This is a genomic window from Mesorhizobium sp. 128a, assembly GCF_053848025.1.
In genome coordinates, this window is sequence record NZ_JBSPKY010000022.1 from 26,811 (window position 1) to 42,204 (window position 15,394).

Annotated in this window: 14 protein-coding genes and 1 riboswitch; of the genes, 6 read left to right on the top strand and 8 right to left on the bottom strand. The window is 65.5% G+C overall.

The genetic code is table 11. The annotated features are described in order from the left end of the window. Position 1 precedes the first annotated feature (1 nt). Positions 2–769 carry a cobalt-precorrin-6A reductase gene (locus ACWTU9_RS27995; protein WP_455861145.1) on the top strand — a complete coding sequence of 256 codons (768 nt, stop codon included), beginning with the start codon at positions 2–4 and terminating at the stop codon, positions 767–769. On the opposite strand, the gene ACWTU9_RS28000 is transcribed toward ACWTU9_RS27995, so the two are convergent. The 8 genes from ACWTU9_RS28000 to ACWTU9_RS28035 form a co-directional block, all read right to left on the bottom strand. Continuing rightward, positions 733–1,497 (bottom strand): precorrin-3B C(17)-methyltransferase, encoded by a 765-nt coding sequence (locus ACWTU9_RS28000; protein ID WP_455861146.1) that lies wholly within the window; start codon positions 1,495–1,497, stop codon positions 733–735. The genes ACWTU9_RS27995 and ACWTU9_RS28000 overlap by 37 nt on opposite strands. Continuing rightward, a complete protein-coding gene (locus tag ACWTU9_RS28005; protein ID WP_455861147.1) occupies positions 1,494–2,273 on the bottom strand; it encodes a precorrin-2 C(20)-methyltransferase in 780 nt (259 codons plus the stop codon). The genes ACWTU9_RS28000 and ACWTU9_RS28005 overlap by 4 nt, the downstream gene beginning before the upstream one ends. Further along, the gene (locus ACWTU9_RS28010) at positions 2,270–2,902 is read right to left on the bottom strand and encodes a precorrin-8X methylmutase (RefSeq protein ID WP_455861148.1); all 633 of its coding nucleotides are present in this window, start codon (positions 2,900–2,902) and stop codon (positions 2,270–2,272) included. Before ACWTU9_RS28010 ends, ACWTU9_RS28005 begins: the two co-directional genes overlap by 4 nt. 2 nt (positions 2,903–2,904) lie before the next feature. Further along, positions 2,905–4,404, bottom strand: a complete 1,500-nt coding sequence (gene cobG / locus ACWTU9_RS28015; RefSeq protein WP_455861149.1) for a precorrin-3B synthase — start codon at positions 4,402–4,404, stop codon at positions 2,905–2,907. Beyond that, a complete protein-coding gene (locus tag ACWTU9_RS28020) occupies positions 4,401–8,063 on the bottom strand; it encodes a cobaltochelatase subunit CobN (RefSeq protein ID WP_455861150.1) in 3,663 nt (1,220 codons plus the stop codon). Before ACWTU9_RS28020 ends, cobG begins: the two co-directional genes overlap by 4 nt. A 19-nt stretch (positions 8,064–8,082) precedes the next feature. Continuing rightward, entirely contained in the window at positions 8,083–9,120 is a 1,038-nt protein-coding gene (gene cobW, locus ACWTU9_RS28025) for a cobalamin biosynthesis protein CobW (protein WP_455861151.1), read from the bottom strand. A gap of 2 nt (positions 9,121–9,122) precedes the next feature. Beyond that, complete coding sequence (locus ACWTU9_RS28030) at positions 9,123–9,551, bottom strand: DUF1636 family protein (RefSeq protein ID WP_455861152.1); 429 nt, start codon at positions 9,549–9,551, stop codon at positions 9,123–9,125. A 38-nt stretch (positions 9,552–9,589) separates the two neighbouring features. Then, positions 9,590–9,794: riboswitch (cobalamin riboswitch) on the bottom strand. A gap of 29 nt (positions 9,795–9,823) precedes the next feature. Next, positions 9,824–11,023, bottom strand: a complete 1,200-nt coding sequence (locus ACWTU9_RS28035) for a winged helix-turn-helix domain-containing protein (protein WP_455861153.1) — start codon at positions 11,021–11,023, stop codon at positions 9,824–9,826. 333 nt (positions 11,024–11,356) lie between these two features. Between ACWTU9_RS28035 and ACWTU9_RS28040 the strand changes: the two genes are divergently transcribed. From ACWTU9_RS28040 to ACWTU9_RS28060, 5 genes are read left to right on the top strand one after another with little or no spacing between them, the layout of a single operon-like run. Continuing rightward, positions 11,357–11,722, top strand: a complete 366-nt coding sequence (locus tag ACWTU9_RS28040; protein ID WP_454577573.1) for an NADH-quinone oxidoreductase subunit A — start codon at positions 11,357–11,359, stop codon at positions 11,720–11,722. Then, the gene (locus tag ACWTU9_RS28045) at positions 11,713–12,294 is read left to right on the top strand and encodes a NuoB/complex I 20 kDa subunit family protein (RefSeq protein WP_095087216.1); all 582 of its coding nucleotides are present in this window, start codon (positions 11,713–11,715) and stop codon (positions 12,292–12,294) included. Before ACWTU9_RS28040 ends, ACWTU9_RS28045 begins: the two co-directional genes overlap by 10 nt. A 4-nt stretch (positions 12,295–12,298) precedes the next feature. Beyond that, complete coding sequence (locus ACWTU9_RS28050; RefSeq protein ID WP_455861154.1) at positions 12,299–12,904, top strand: NADH-quinone oxidoreductase subunit C; 606 nt, start codon at positions 12,299–12,301, stop codon at positions 12,902–12,904. A gap of 9 nt (positions 12,905–12,913) precedes the next feature. After that, complete coding sequence (locus ACWTU9_RS28055) at positions 12,914–14,104, top strand: NADH-quinone oxidoreductase subunit D (protein ID WP_192257655.1); 1,191 nt, start codon at positions 12,914–12,916, stop codon at positions 14,102–14,104. Continuing rightward, on the top strand, positions 14,105–15,391 hold the full coding sequence (locus ACWTU9_RS28060; RefSeq protein ID WP_455861155.1) for an NADH-quinone oxidoreductase subunit E: 1,287 nt from the start codon (positions 14,105–14,107) through the stop codon (positions 15,389–15,391). It abuts the gene before it with no gap. The last annotated feature ends 3 nt before the right edge of the window (positions 15,392–15,394 follow it).

Below are 15,394 nucleotides of genomic sequence, written 5' to 3' on the forward strand. Positions count from 1 at the left end.
GATGACCCACCGCATTCTGATCCTCGGCGGAACCAGCGAAGCCCGGCAACTGGCGGGAAAGCTGGCCGCGCGGAGCGATCTGTCTATTACCCTGTCGCTGGCCGGCCGTACCGAAAGCCCGATGGCGCAAGGCGTGCCGGTGCGCAGCGGCGGATTTGGCGGCTCCGATGGGCTGGCCGCCTATCTCAGGCAGGCAGGCACCGACCTGCTGATCGACGCGACGCATCCCTATGCCGCGCAAATCTCCGCCAATGCGGCGCAAGCCGCGCGCATCGCCGGCGTGCCGATCCTGGCACTGCGACGCCCGGGCTGGGAGCCTGTCGCAAGCGATCGCTGGACGCCGGTCGACATGGTCGGCGATGCCGTTAAGGCGCTTGGGCGGGCGCCGCGCCGTGTCTTCCTGGCCCTTGGCCGGCAGGAGGTCGGCGCTTTCGAGGCGGCGCCGCAGCACCATTATCTCATTCGCAGTGTCGATCCGGTCGAACCGAAGCTGGCGGTGCCGGATGCGACTTACCTTTTGGCGCGCGGCCCGTTTCGCGAGGCGGATGAATGCGAACTGCTCGAGAGCCATCGCATCGATGTCGTCGTGTCCAAGAACAGCGGCGGCGAAGCGACCTACGGCAAGATTGCGGCGGCACGGGCGCTTGGCATCGAGGTGGTCATGATACGCAGGCCCGTCCTGCCGGGCGTGCCTTACGCCGAAACCGTCGATGAGCTCACCGCGCTGGTCGATCATGTTCTCGACCCTGTCGCGGAACGCGGCGTGTAGACCAGCGCCGGCTTGTCGCCACGCTTGATGATCCTGGTTTCCGGCGAGCCGATGATGATGCAGGTCGCCATGTCGGCTTTTTCGGCCTCGACCTCGGCCAGCAGAAACACCTCGATACGCTCGTCGTGCCGTCCGGCGGCGCGGCCGAAGATCACCGGCGTGGTGCCGGGCAGGATGGCGGTGAGGCACTCGAAGGCGCGGCCAAGCTGCCACGGTCGCGCCTTGCTGATCGGATTGTAGAGCGCAATGACGAAGCCGGCGCCGGCCGCTGCCAAAAGGCGCAGTTCGATCAGTTCCCAAGGTTTGAGATTGTCCGACAGCGAGATGGCGCAGAAATCATGGCCGAGCGGGGCGCCGATCCGGGCCGCAACCGCGAGCATGGCGGTGACGCCGGGCACGACGGCCACATCGACGGCGCGCCATTCGGCCGGACCGGCCTCGATGGCCTCGCAGACGGCAGCCGCCATGGCGAACACGCCGGGATCGCCGCCGGAGACGACGGCGACGTCATGGCCCTCGGCGGCCTTTGCCAGCGCGTCCCTGGAGCGGGCGAGTTCCTCACGATTGTCGGAAGCGACGCGGGTCTGGTCCGGGCGCAAGTCCAGCCGGTCGAGATAGGGTTTGTAGCCATAGAAGAACTTTGCCTCGGCGACGGCATTGCTGGCTTCCGGCGTGACCTGATCGGCATTGCCGGGCCCGAGGCCGATGACGGTCAGGCGGCCACTCATGGCTTAACTCCCATTCCCATAACGCCAGGCCGGCCGGACCAGCCGGCGACCAGAACGATGGCGAAATATGGCGCCTTGTCGTCAGGCTTGTCGGCGAGCTTCATCGAGACGCTGCCGGCCATGGTGCCGCGCTCGACATAGACGGCGCGGGCGAGCTTGCCGGTCGCCTCCAGCGCGCGCCTGATCTTGGGCAGGTTGCGGCCGACCTTCATGATGACGGCGGCGTCGGTATCGGCGAGACGGCGAGTCAGCTCGAACTCGCTCATCGTGCCCGGCAAGACCGTCAGCACATCGTCGCCCTGAACGATCGGCACACCGGTCTGCGACCAGCAGCCGGACATTGCGGTGACGCCGGGGACGACTTCGGTCGGAAAGCGGTGCGCGAGGCGCACATGCAGATGCATGTAGGAGCCGTAGAACAGCGGGTCGCCTTCCGACAGCACGGCCACCATCCGGCCGGCTTCGAGGTGTTCCGCCACTTGTTCAGCCGACTGCTCGTAGAAATCGGTGATCTGCGAGCGGTAGTCGTCGTGATCCTTGTCGATCTCGGTGGTGACGGGATAGAGCAGCGGCAGTTCCAGCATGTCCGCCCGAAAGCGCGCCTCGACGATGGCGCGGGCGTTGCTGTTGTTGCCGCGCTTGGCGAAATACGCCACGACATCGGCCTCGGCCAGGACGCGGGCGGCCTTCAGCGTCAACAGTTCGGGGTCGCCGGGACCGGTGCCGACGCCGACGAGGCGGCCTTTGGCCGACCCTTCTTGGACAAGCGCGTTCACAGGCCGGGCCTCGCCAGCGAATTGAGCGCGGCGGCGGTCATGGCGCTGCCGCCAAGCCTGCCACGCACGATGGCATAAGGCACGCCGTAGGAATTCTCAGCCAGCGCATCCTTGGATTCGGCCGCACCGACGAAGCCGACCGGCATGCCGATGATGGCTGCCGGCTTCGGCGCACCGTCGCGCAGTTTTTCGAGGAGATAGAAGAGTGCGGTTGGAGCGTTGCCTATGGCCACGATCGAACCGGCCATGCGCTCGCCCCAGAGGTCGATCGCGGCGGCCGAGCGGGTGTTGCCGATCTTCCTGGCGATGTCGTGCGTGCGTGCGTCGCGCAGCGTGCAGATCACCTCATTGCCGGCCGGCAGCCGGGCGCGGGTAACGCCGTGGGAAACCATTTCCGCGTCGCAGAAGATCGGCGCGCCGGCTGAAAGCGCGGTGCGGGCGGCGGCGACGAAATCGCTGGAGAAGACGAAATGGCTGGCGGCTTCGACCTGGCCGCAGGCATGGATCATGCGGATGGCGACATCGGCTTCGGCGTCCGAAAAGCGCGACAGGTCGGCTTCGGCGCGGATAATTGCGAAGGAGCGCTCGTAGATCGCGTTGCCGTCATGGATGTAGTCGTAGGCGGCCATGCTCATTTCCGTTTTTTAGTTTGGGCCTGTCGGTAAGTTTCGGCGATTGCCGCCGGCCCGAGCCTTGACAGGCAGGCGGCGGCGGTTTCGCCTTGATATCGTGCGCTGCGGACCATTGCGGCGATGCGACCGATGCCGCGCGCGGCGTCATAGCCCGGCCTGTAGCCCGCAGGAAGGGCCTTTGCCGTCGCGTTCACGACAAGTCCGGCTCCGTTTTCGCCGCCGACCAATGTTAGCGCCGCCTGACCGGGATGCGCGCAGCCCTTGGCGCAACCGGAAATGTGCAAGGTGAAGTCGAGGATGTCGGCGTTTTGCGCGGCGATCGTCTCGGCGATGTCGCGGGTGGCGATGTGGCCCGAGGCGCAGGCAGGGGTGCCGGGACAAGCGGCAATGCGGATGCGCGGATCGGCGGGGGAGGTGACGAAGCCGAGGGATTTTGCTTTGGCTTCGAGGAGGTGGTTGGCGGCGGCTGGCTGGCCGAGGAAGAGGAGAGCACGACTCGGGGCGAGGCGGATTCCTGATGTGCCGAGGGTGAGGGCCTGTTGGGCAAGCGCGATGAGCTTGTCGGCCGGCATGCTGCCGTAGGGGAGGCCGATGCCGAGGGCGGTGGTGTTGCGGGCGAGATCAAAGGTTCCGATAGGGGATCGCGTAAGCACAGGACGGTGCTCTACGGCGCCCCCCTCTGTCCTGCCGGACATCTCCCCCACAAGGGGGGAGATTGGCAGTTTCGCTGGCGGCTCTTCACTTTCGAAGTTGAAGATTGGCGAAACCGCCGGCGACAGCTCAATCTCCCCCCTTGTGGGGGAGATGTCCGGCAGGACAGAGGGGGGCGCGACAGAGTGCCAACCCGCGAGCGAGGCCAATTGCCTCTCTGACAAATCCCTCGCATGGGCTTCACGCCCTTTCTCGGCAATCATTCTCAGCGCGGCAACAGCGATATCGCGCGCCGCACTTTCGTCGGCAAGGACGAGTGGTCTTGCACTGTGCCCATCGCCCGCGACAGACACTTGCCACTGAATTCCAGCATCCGCGCGAACCGCACTCAGCCTGACATCCGCGATCACCGCATCCAGCGTCAACTGCGCGCCGCCGTCGACAACCACCGAAACCTTCGGCCCCAGCCGTGCCGTTAGCCCGGCTTCCTCAACCGCCATCCTGATCCGCTCGGCCAGAGCCCGCGGATCGGCGATCTCATGCGGATCGATGCCCGCCAGCGGCCCGGTCTCGACCGGCACGCCAGCGCGCACCGTGATCCCCAGCGCGTCGACCTCCGCCGCCAGCAGCGCCGCACTTTCCGCCGTGAGCCCGCGTATCTGCAAACTGCCGCGCGCGGTGACTTCCATGATGCCGTTGCCGTGCCGCAGAGCGGCTTCGCAGAGTCCGATCAACGATTTGGGGGAAAGTCCTCCAGTAACCGGGTTGAGCCGCACCAGCAGGCCGTCACCGGTTTGCATCGGCGCCGACAAAGCCGGGCAGGCGCCGCGCCTTGAGAAGGCGTTCATGCGGCGACCCCGAGCGCCTCGGCCTCAGCGATCAGCGCGGCGAGATCGTCGTCGATGGAATTGCGCAAGGGGTGCCAGAGGCCGCGCCGGCGCGCCGACAGGAAGCGCTCGGCGATCACCTTCGCGGCGGCGGGGTTTTCGCGCAAGATGAAGGCGCGCACCAGGGGATCGCCGACATAGGCGTCGTGCACCGCCTCGATCAGCGCGCCGGAAATGGCGTGCGTGGTCTCGGCAAAGCCGATGAGACGGTCGACGGTCTCGGCGAATTCGGAGGCGCCGCGCGGGCCGTGCCGCATCTGGCCAGCGATGAAACGGGCGTTCACGGCACGCGCCCGCACCACCCGCGACACGGCTTCGCCGACCGAACGCGGCTTTGGCTTTTGCGGATCCGTGGTGTCGAGGACAATGACGTCGGCGTTTCGGCCGAGGGCCGCCAAGGCGGCCGAAAAGCCGCCGATGAAGGCGACATCGGCGGAGCCCTCCAGAATGTCGCGGCCGGGATCGTCGCCGGTGTGGACGAGAAGATCGGCCTCGGCGATGCGGGTCTCGAAGGCGCCGGGGGAGGCGATGCCTTCGCCGTCGGCGCCGCCATAGGCATGCGATGTGGTATCGAGATAGGCGCGGCCGATTTCTTCGCGCGCGCCCCAGTCGCCGCTGGACAGAAGATCCTCGACGCCGGCGCCGTATGTGCCGGGCGAGGTGCCGAAAATGCGCGGACTGATCCTGCCGTCAGCGCGTGTCCTGGCGGCAAGCGGGTTTTCCAAATCGTCCTCATCGCGGGCGGCGACAGCGTTGGCGGCGGCATCGATCAGCGCGATCTGGGTCGGGAACATGTCGCGGAACAGGCCCGATATGCGCCAGGTGACATCGACGCGCGGGCGGCCGAGCGTCGCCGGCGGCAGCACCTCGATGCCGGTGATGCGGCCGGTGGCAGAATCCCATTGCGGCCGGCAGCCCATCAGCGCCAGCCCTTGCGCGATCTCCTCACCGCCGGTGCGCAGCGAGGCCGAACCCCAGAGATCGATGACCAGCGAGCGCGGCCAGTCGCCATGCGATTGCAGGTAGCCGCGCACGACTTCCTCTGCCGCTGCCTTGCCGAGTTCGCAGGCGGTCGGTGTCGGCATGGTGCGCGGGTCGGAGGTGAATAGATTGCGGCCGGTGGGCAGCACGTCGGAGCGGCCTCGCGCGGGGGCGCCGGCCGGGCCTGCCTTGATGTGGCGGCCGTCGAGCGCCGCCAGCAGCGCTGCCTTCTCGGCTTGCGCGCTTTGGCGGCGCATGGCGTCGGGTTCGTCGCCGGGCGCGCGACCGTAAATGTGCAGCCCGTCCTTGATGGCGAAATCCTTGAGGTCGCAGAGCCAGGCATCGATGCGGCGCAGCGCCTCGTCCGGCGCATCGGTTCTGGCGACGCCGGCTTCGGAGGCGAGGCCGGTTTTTTGGGCGGTGTCGACGATCAGTTTCGCCAGACGATCGCGGCGGCGACGGTCGAGGCCGTCGGCCTGGGCGTATTCGTCGACCAGCCGTTCCAGTCTGTGCTGCTCCTCGTCGAGGCCAGCACCGGCCAGCGGTGGCGGCAAATGGCCAAGCGTGACAGCGGCGATGCGCCGCTTCGCCTGTGCGGCCTCGCCCGGGTTGGAGACGATGAAGGGATAGATGACGGGCAGGGGACCAGTGACGATCTCGGGAAAGCAGTTTTCCGAGAGCGCCACGGTCTTGCCGGGCAGCCATTCCAGTGTGCCATGGGCGCCGACATGGATGAGGGCGTGGATGCCGAGCGATTTGCGCAGCCACAGACCGAAGGCGACGAGGTCGTGGCGCGGCGGCAGCGTCGGGTCATGGTAATCGGCGCGGCGGTCGGCGGAACGGCCGCGGTCGGGGACCAGAGCCACGGTGATGTTGCCGAAGGTCGCGGCGCGGAAGGGGAAATGTGGGGTGCTCGCCGATGATTGGCGTTCCTTCACACCCCCCTCTGTCCTGCCGGACATCTCCCCCGCAAGGGGGGAGATCAATTCGGCTTCTGGGATTTCGCCAATCGCCAACGATGGTGTTGCGCGGTTGGCGGAACCGCTGATCTCCCCCCTTGCGGGGGAGATGTCCGGCAGGACAGAGGGGGGTGCCTCGCGCAAACTTATCTCTTCTGCCTTTCCCCACGCCGCCTCTACCGCAGCAATAGCTTTAACCGGCAGACCCTTCGAGAAGTGGCGATACTTCTCCACCTCCAGCCCGTCGCCGCTCCGCTCCAGCAGATCCAGCAGCCCTCGCGGCGTTTGCGGAATCCCTTCAACCGCATAGCCCTGCGCCTTCAGGTCATGCAGCATCGCCAGCACGCTGGACGGCACATCCAGGCCCACGGCATAGCCGGTGCGGCCGGGCGCACTCGGATAATCCGGAATCAGGATCGCCAGCTTGCGCTCGGCGAGAGCTGTCTCCTGCAACCGGATGAAGGCCGCTACCCTGTCCGCGACCTGCTCCACACGATCCGGCTCCGGCCGGTTGGCGAAGGCGCGGTGGCCGAGTGCGGGATCGGTCTCGCTCTCGCCCTTGAAGGAAATCGCGCCGGCGAGGATGCGGCCGTCGAGTTCGGGCAGCACGACATGCATGGCGAGGTCGGCGGGCGCCAGGCCGCGCTGGTTCCTGTCCCAGACGTCGCGGCGTGTGGTGGCGACGATGACCTGGAAGACCGGCACGCCGGCGCGGTCGAACAGGGTTTCGACGCCTGGCTCGGCGCCGGAGGCGAAAGCGGTCGCGGTGATGATGGCGGTGGGGTTCAGGGCGGCCAGGGCAGGTTCGACGAAGGCCAGAGAGGTTGCGTCTTTCAGGCTGGAGACGAAGATCGGGACCGGGGCGAGGCCTCGCAGGCGGAGCGCTTCGACCAGCGCGTCGATCGGCGCGACATCGGCGGCGAGCAGCATCGAGCGGTAGAAGAGGATGGGGATGACCTTTCCCTCCCCCTCGAGGGGAGGGTGGCCCGAAGGGCCGGGTGGGGTCGGGGCGACTGGGTTCGACGCTTCTTGAAATCGCGGCGCCTTAGAAAGTCGGCGCACTTCACCGGCGACCCCACCCCCGGCCTGCGGCCGGACCCTCCCCTCGAGGGGGAGGGGGACGACGCCGCGGCCCGGCTCATAATAACCAGCCTTAGGCACAGCCACCGGCTCAGCCGCTGCCGCATCCGTTCCAGCCAATCCCGCCAGCCTATGCACCAGCGCGCTCATATTTGCCGGACCGCCCTCGCGGAAATAGCCGAGCAAGGCGTCCAGTTCCGCGCGCGGCAGCGTCGAGGCTTCGATCAGCCTGAGATCCTCGTCATGGCTTTCGCCAGGCAGCAGCGCCAGGTTTATGCCCCGCTCACGAGCAGTCGCGGCAAGCTGGTCGCAGCCATAGCGCCACCAGTCGTAGCCGCCGAGGATGCGCACCAAGATCACCTTGGCGTGGCGGGCGACACTGTCGACCCAGAGGTCGACGGACATGGGGTGTCGCAGGTCGCGGAGCGCCGCCAGCCGCATCGAGGGCAGGCGGGCGGTATCGGCCTTCCATGCCGCCGCGAGGCCGGCGAGGTCGCTATCGGTGAAGGACAGCGCCACGATATCCGCCGGCGTCTGCCTGAGATCAACTGGCTCGGCGAGATCGTCGAGCGAGGCGGATGTGGTCGTGAGTATATGCATCGCTGCCCGTGTTTTCGCGTCAGCCGGCCAGTATAGCCTCGATCGCCGGGCGGTTCAGCCCCTTCAGCCCGATGACGACGAGGCGCGAGCGGCGGTCGTCCTCGGCGGTCCAGGCGCGGTCATAGTAATGATTGACGCGCGGGCCGACGGCCTGCAGCAAAAGCCGCATCGGCTTGCCGCCGACATCGACGAAACCTTTGACGCGCAACACATTCTCTTCCTCGGCAACGGTGGCGACACGCTTTGCCAGGTCATCCGGATTGGCGATCGAGGGAATGTCGACAATGAAGGTGTCGAAATCGTCATGCTCGTGGTCGAAGGCGCCGTCATGATGCGACTTGCGGTTCTCGATGTCGTCCTCGACGGCGAGGCCGAGGCCGAGCAGCACCGAGGGGTCGACCTTGCCATGCGCGGTCGGCACGATTTTTACGGCCCGGGCGGAGTGCTCATTGATGATGGCGTTGGCGCGGGTCGAACCGGCGGCGTCCATCAAATCGCTCTTCGACAGGATGATCAGGTCGGCGCAGGCGATCTGGTCCTCGAAGACTTCCTCGACCGGATCGTCGTGATCGAGCGTTTCGTCAGCCACGCGTTGCGCCTGAAGCGCGTCCATGTCGTTGGCGACGCGGCCTTCGGCCAGCGCCGGGCCGTCGACCACGGCGATAACGCCGTCGACCGTCACCCGGCTCTTCACGCTGGGCCACTGGAACGCCTGGACCAGCGGCTTGGGCAGAGCCAGGCCCGATGTCTCGATCAGGATGTGGTCGACCTTCGGGGTCAGCGCCAGGATCTGATCGAGCGCCGGCACGAAATCGTCGGCAACGGTGCAACAGATGCAGCCATTGGCCAGTTCGACGATGTTTTCCTCGGGGCAGGTGTCGATGCCGCAGCCTTTCAGGATCTCGCCGTCGATGCCGATGTCGCCGAACTCGTTGACGATGATGGCAATGCGCTTGCCCCCCGCGTTTTCGAGGAGATGGCGGACCAGCGTCGTCTTGCCGGCGCCGAGGAAGCCGGTGACGACAGTGCAGGGAACACGGGAAACGGAAGCGGTCATGGTCAGTCCTTCAGCACGTCGAGGGGCGGGATGCGGGCAACGAGGCCGCGCTTGAGGCTATCGGGCCGGCCGCGCCAGGGCATGAGGCCGTCGGTCGAGGTGGCGAAAAGCTTTGCGCCGGTGACGAGATCGGCGCCGCTGGTCGCGGTCAGATCGCCGAAGACATAGCTCCAGCAGCCATCGCGCAGGATCGCGGCGCTGAGCCGGCGCTTGCAATTGCCGAGGCATTCGACGGTGCGGACGCGGATGTCGTCATCGGATGCGGCGCGGCGCGTGTCGCCGGCCAGCAGTTCGCCGGCGCGGGGATGGGCGTCGGAACCGGTCTCGTCGCGGCAGGAGGCGCAGACGACGACGGTGACGCCCGACAAGGCATCGCTATCGGCGGGCGAAAAATCCGCTGTGCCAGCCGAAAATCTGCTGTTCTGGTCCAAAAACCGGGCTCCTTGCCCGGAAACCCGCCGGGCGATCGGATACTTTGTCTCAGACGGCAGGTCTCCTGGCTCGCGAGTCGTCGCCTTGGTTAGCCGCCTTCCCGGTGTTACCCAGTGGCATTCGGCCTTGGCTCTTCGCTTACAGTTGCGGGGACAGCCGCGGATTTGAGATTTTCACCTCGCACCGCATTCCCTCTTAGCCCCTGCCGTTGCGGGCAAGGGACCGTCTGGAGCGGATTTAGGCTTTTGCGGGCAGCGGTGTCAACGCACGGCTACGACACGGCGATGTCGGCTAAAGGCTGCCCAAGATCGCCGGCCGGCGTGATTTGCATGCTTTCCAGTTCAAGCCAGCCTTGCATCTGCTTCAATTCCTCGAAGAGTTGGGCGACGGTGTCAGGCGGCGCGCCGGGTTCGGCATAGGCGGCGTGGACGCGAAGCACGCTGGCGGGCCGATCGGCCTTGAGGTCGACGCGCGCCACGATCCGGTCGCCCAGCAGGAAGGGCAGGACGTAGTAGCCGTATTGCCGCTTGTCGGCCGGGGTGTAGATCTCGATGCGGTAGTGGAAATCGAAGAGGCGCTCGCTGCGCGAGCGCTCGAAGACGACCGGATCGAACGGAGCCAGCAGGGCGCGGGCCTCGATTTTTCGGGGGATGCGGGCGTCCCGGTGGAAGTAAGCCGGCTTGTCCCAGCCTTCGACGCGCATCGGCAGCAGTTCGCCTAACTCGACCAGTTCCTCCAGCCGGCCCTTCATGTCGGCCGGCGACAGGCGGAAATAGTCGCGCAGGTCGCCGGAGGTCGCGATGCCGTGGGCGCGGGCGGAAATGCGCAGCAATTCGCGGTGTGCGTCCTCCGCTGTCGGCACGGGCATATCGAGGATCGCCTGCGGCAGGACGCGCTCGGGCAGGTCGTAGAAGCGCTCGAAGCCGCGACGGTGGGCGGTGGTGATGCGCCCGGCCCAGAACAGCCATTCAAAGGCGTGCTTGGCGTGGCTCCAGCCCCACCAGCCGCCAGAGCCCTTCTGGCCTTCGAGCGCGGAAGCAGCGATCGGGCCGCGCTCGGCGACCGCGCGGTAGATCTCCTCGATATAGGAGGCATGTTCGCGGCCCCATTTGGCCAGCCCCAGATACATTTCGTCGCCGCTCTCGGCGCGCTGCATGCGCCAGCGCATCAAAGGCCAGGTCTCGACCGGCAGGAACGAGGCCTCGTGCGCCCAGTATTCGAACACGGTGCGCTTGCGGGTGACGGCGGCATTGTCGAGCAAGGCAAGCGGGTAGGGGCCAAGGCGGGAGTAGAGCGGCATGTAGTGGGCGCGCACCACGGCGCTGACGGAATCGATCTGCAAGAGGCCGGTGCGCGAGAGCACGCGGGCGAGGTGGCGGCGGTCCGGTGTGCCGCCTGGGCGCGGGTCGGTAAAACCCTGCGCGCCAAGGGCGATCCGCCTGGCCATGGCGAGCGATATTTTGTCCTTCATCAAGATACCTTTGCCCCTGGTCCTGTTGCCGTATTTTTAGCCGGTGATTCCGGCCATGCTAGCAGGCTTGTGGCGGGAGACATGTCAGGAGACAAAAGTGGAGTAAAAAGTGAAGGAAATCAAACAAGAGCGGATCGGACCAGTTTTTCCCGACCTGCCGTCCAGCACTGCGTTTTGAACAAGGTTTGACTTGCTTCGCCGAAAGCCCTGCGCTAACCCTCGCCGCGTTGCAGCATAGGCACCTAAAACGGTTCAGCGGTTAAACTGTCACGCTTCCGCATTAGGGTTGGTTGCTGTAATCAACGTGGATTGGCCGCCAAGGGAAGCCGCAGCATGAACGCACTGCTCAGTTCGTACCTGCCCATCGTCCTCTTCATCGCCGTGGCGGCGGTCATTGGCCTGGTGCTTATCATAGCGCCGTTCCTGGTGGCCTACCGCAGTCCCGACCCGGAAAAGCTTTCCGCCTATGAGTGCGGCTTCAACTCGTTCGACGATGCCCGCATGAAGTTCGACATCCGCTTCTACCTGGTGTCGATCCTGTTCATCATCTTCGACCTGGAAGTGGCCTTCCTGTTTCCGTGGGCGGTGTCGTTCTCGAAGATCGGCATGCTCGGTTTCTGGTCGATGATGGTGTTTTTGGCGGTGCTGACCATCGGCTTTGCCTATGAATGGAAAAAAGGAGCGCTGGAATGGGATTGAACGACAGTTCCGGTACGCTCGTTGCGCCGAAGCCCAAAGGCCTGATCGACCCCAATACCGGTCGCCCGGTCGGTTCTGACGATCCGTTCTTCCTCGAGATCAACAATGAACTCGCCGACAAGGGCTTTCTGGTCACCTCGACCGAGGCGCTGATCACCTGGGCGCGCAGCGGTTCGCTGATGTTCATGACCTTCGGTCTGGCCTGCTGCGCCGTCGAGATGATCCACACGTCGATGCCGCGCTACGATTCGGAGCGGTTCGGTGTTGCGCCGCGCGCGTCTCCGCGCCAGTCCGACATCATGATCGTCGCCGGCACGCTGACCAACAAGATGGCCCCTGCGCTGCGCAAGGTCTACGACCAGATGCCGGAGCCGCGCTACGTCATCTCGATGGGCTCCTGCGCCAATGGCGGCGGCTATTACCACTATTCCTATTCGGTGGTGCGCGGCTGCGACCGCGTCGTGCCGGTCGACATCTATGTCCCCGGCTGCCCGCCGAGCGCCGAAGCGCTGCTCTACGGCATTCTTCTGCTGCAGAAGAAGATCCGCCGCACCGGCACGATCGAACGGTAAATCCATGGCCGCATCCCTTAGTGAACTGTCGACCTATCTCGGCGAAAAGCTGCCGCATCGCGTCCATGACGCGGTGCCGGCCTATGGCGAACTGACGATCTCGGTCGAGCCCGGCGACCTGATCGACGTGGCGACCTTCCTGCGCGACGATGCGGGCTGTCAGTTCATCTCGATCATCGATGTCTGCGGCGCCGACTACCCGTCGCGCGCCAAGCGCTTCGACGTCGTCTATCATCTGTTGTCGCCGAAGCAGAATTTGCGCATCCGCATCAAGGTCCAGGCCGACGAAGCGACGCTGGTGCCGTCGCTGACATCAGTTTATCCCGGCGCCGACTGGTTCGAGCGCGAGACCTACGATCTCTACGGGGTGCTGTTCTCGGGCCATCCGGATCTGCGCCGCATCCTCACCGACTACGGTTTCGAGGGTCATCCGCTGCGCAAGGATTTTCCGCTGACCGGGTTTGTCGAAGTGCGCTACGACGACGAAGCCAAGCGCGTGATCTATGAGCCTGTCGAGCTGAAGCAGGAATTCCGCAATTTCGATTTTCTTTCCCCGTGGGAAGGCACCGACTACGTGCTGCCCGGGGACGAAAAAGCCAAGACGAATTGAGGCGCCAGAATGGCCGAAACCTCCGTCCGCAATTTTAACATCAACTTCGGACCTCAACACCCTGCGGCGCATGGTGTTTTGAGGTTGGTTCTTGAGTTGGACGGCGAAGTGGTCGACCGCGTAGATCCGCATATCGGCTTGCTCCACCGCGGCACCGAAAAGCTGATCGAGCACAAGACCTATCTGCAGGCGGTGCCCTATCTCGACCGGCTCGATTATTGCGCGCCGATGAACCAGGAGCATGCCTTCGCGCTTGCCGCCGAGCGGCTGCTCGGCATCGAGGTGCCGAAGCGCGGCCAGCTGATCCGCGTGCTCTATTGCGAGATCGGCCGCATCATGTCGCACATCCTCAATGTGACGACGCAGGCGCTCGATATCGGCGCGCTGACGCCGCCGCTGTGGGGCTTCGTCGAACGCGAAAAGCTGATGGTGTTCTATGAGCGGGCCTCGGGTTCGCGCATGCATGCGGCCTATTTCCGTCCGGGCGGCGTCCACCAGGACCTGCCGGCGAAACTGGTCGAGGACATCGGCAAGTGGATCGATCCGTTCCTGAAGTCGCTTGACGATCTCGACAAGCTGCTCACCGGCAACCGCATCTTCAAGCAGCGCAATGTCGATATTGGCACGGTGTCGCTGGCCGATGCCTGGGCCTGGGGTTTTTCGGGCGTCATGGTGCGCGGTTCGGGCGCTGCCTGGGACCTGCGCAAGTCGCAGCCCTATGAGTGCTATTCCGAGATGGATTTCGACATCCCGATCGGTAAGAACGGTGACTGCTACGATCGTTACCTCGTGCGCATGGAAGAAATGCGCCAGTCGGCCAAGATCATGCGTCAGTGCGTCGACCTTCTGCTCGGCAAGGAAAGCACCGGCCCGGTATCGAACCTCGACGGCAAGGTGGTGCCACCCAAGCGCCAGGCCATGAAGCGCTCGATGGAAGCGCTGATCCACCACTTCAAGCTCTACACCGAGGGTTATCGCGTGCCGGCCGGGGAGGTCTATGCGGCGGTCGAGGCGCCGAAGGGCGAGTTCGGCGTCTATCTCGTCTCCGACGGCACCAACAAGCCCTATCGCTGCAAGCTGCGCGCCCCCGGTTTCGCGCATCTGCAAGCCATGGATTTCCTCTGCCGCGGTCACATGCTGGCCGACGTCACCGCCGTTCTCGGCTCCCTCGACATCGTGTTTGGTGAGGTCGATCGCTAAATGTCAGTCCGCCGTCTCGCAGAAGCCAGCGTCCAGCCAGCGTCCTTCGCCTTCAACCGGGCGAATGCGGCGGTGGCCAAGCAATGGATCAAGAAATATCCGAAGGGCCGCGAGCAGTCGGCGATCATTCCTTTGCTGATGATCGCACAGGAGCAGGAAGGCTGGGTCACCAAGGCGGCGATCGAGACCATCTCGGATATGCTCGGCATGCCGCGCATCCGCGGGCTCGAGGTCGCGACCTTCTACACGCAATACCAGCTCAACCCGGTCGGAACTCGTGCCCATATCCAGGTCTGCGGCACCACGCCCTGCATGCTGCGCGGGTCGGAAGCGCTGATGGATGTGTGCCGTTCGAAAATCCACCACGACCAGTTCCACACCAACGACAAGGGCACGCTGTCGTGGGAGGAGGTCGAATGCCTTGGCGCCTGCGTCAACGCACCGATGGTCATGGTCTTCAAGGACACGTTCGAGGATTTGACCCCCGAGCGGCTGGCCGAAATCATCGATCTCTACGATGCCGGCAAGGGTGCCACGGTCCCCACGGGACCGCAGAACGGTCGAACCGGCTCCGAGCCGGCGCCTGGCCTGACGACGCTGAAGAGCGAAAAGGCGATCCTCAAGGCGACGCGCGACAAGGAAGCCAAGGCGGCGACCAAGGCTGCCAAAGCGGCGCCAGCCGCAGTTGCGCCGGCCGCTACGGTTTCGCAGGCGCCGGCCGCAGCGCCGGTTGCGCCGTCCAAGGCCGGCAAGCCAAAGACCGATGCTCCAGAGACCAGCCCGGCTCTGAAGTCGCCATCGCCGGTCAAGGTCGCGCCCGAGGTGGAAAAAGCAGCGAGCGTTGCCGCACCGCTGCATTCGGCTGCCAATGCCAATCTGGCTGCGCCGGAAGTCGAGGAGGTCTCGAAACAGCGTAGCGGCCCCAGGAACAAAGCCGAGCCGGCGGCTGCCTTCAAGGCGCCGGAAGTCAAGATACCAGCCGCCAAGCCGGCAAAACCGTCGCTGGAAGACAAGAACCGCCCGGCCGGCATCGTCAGGCCGGCCGCCGTCGACGACCTCAAGCTGATCTCGGGCGTCGGCCCGAAGATCGAGGGCGTCCTGCATACGCTGGGCATCTTCACCTTCGCGCAGGTCGCCTCCTGGAAGAAGGCCGAGCGCGACTGGGTGGACGGCTATCTCGCCTTCCAGGGCCGTATCGACCGCGACGACTGGGTCGGCCAGGCCAAGGCGCTCGCCAAGGGCGGCGTCGCCGAATACATCCGCGTCTTCGGCAAGAAGCCGGTCTGAGGG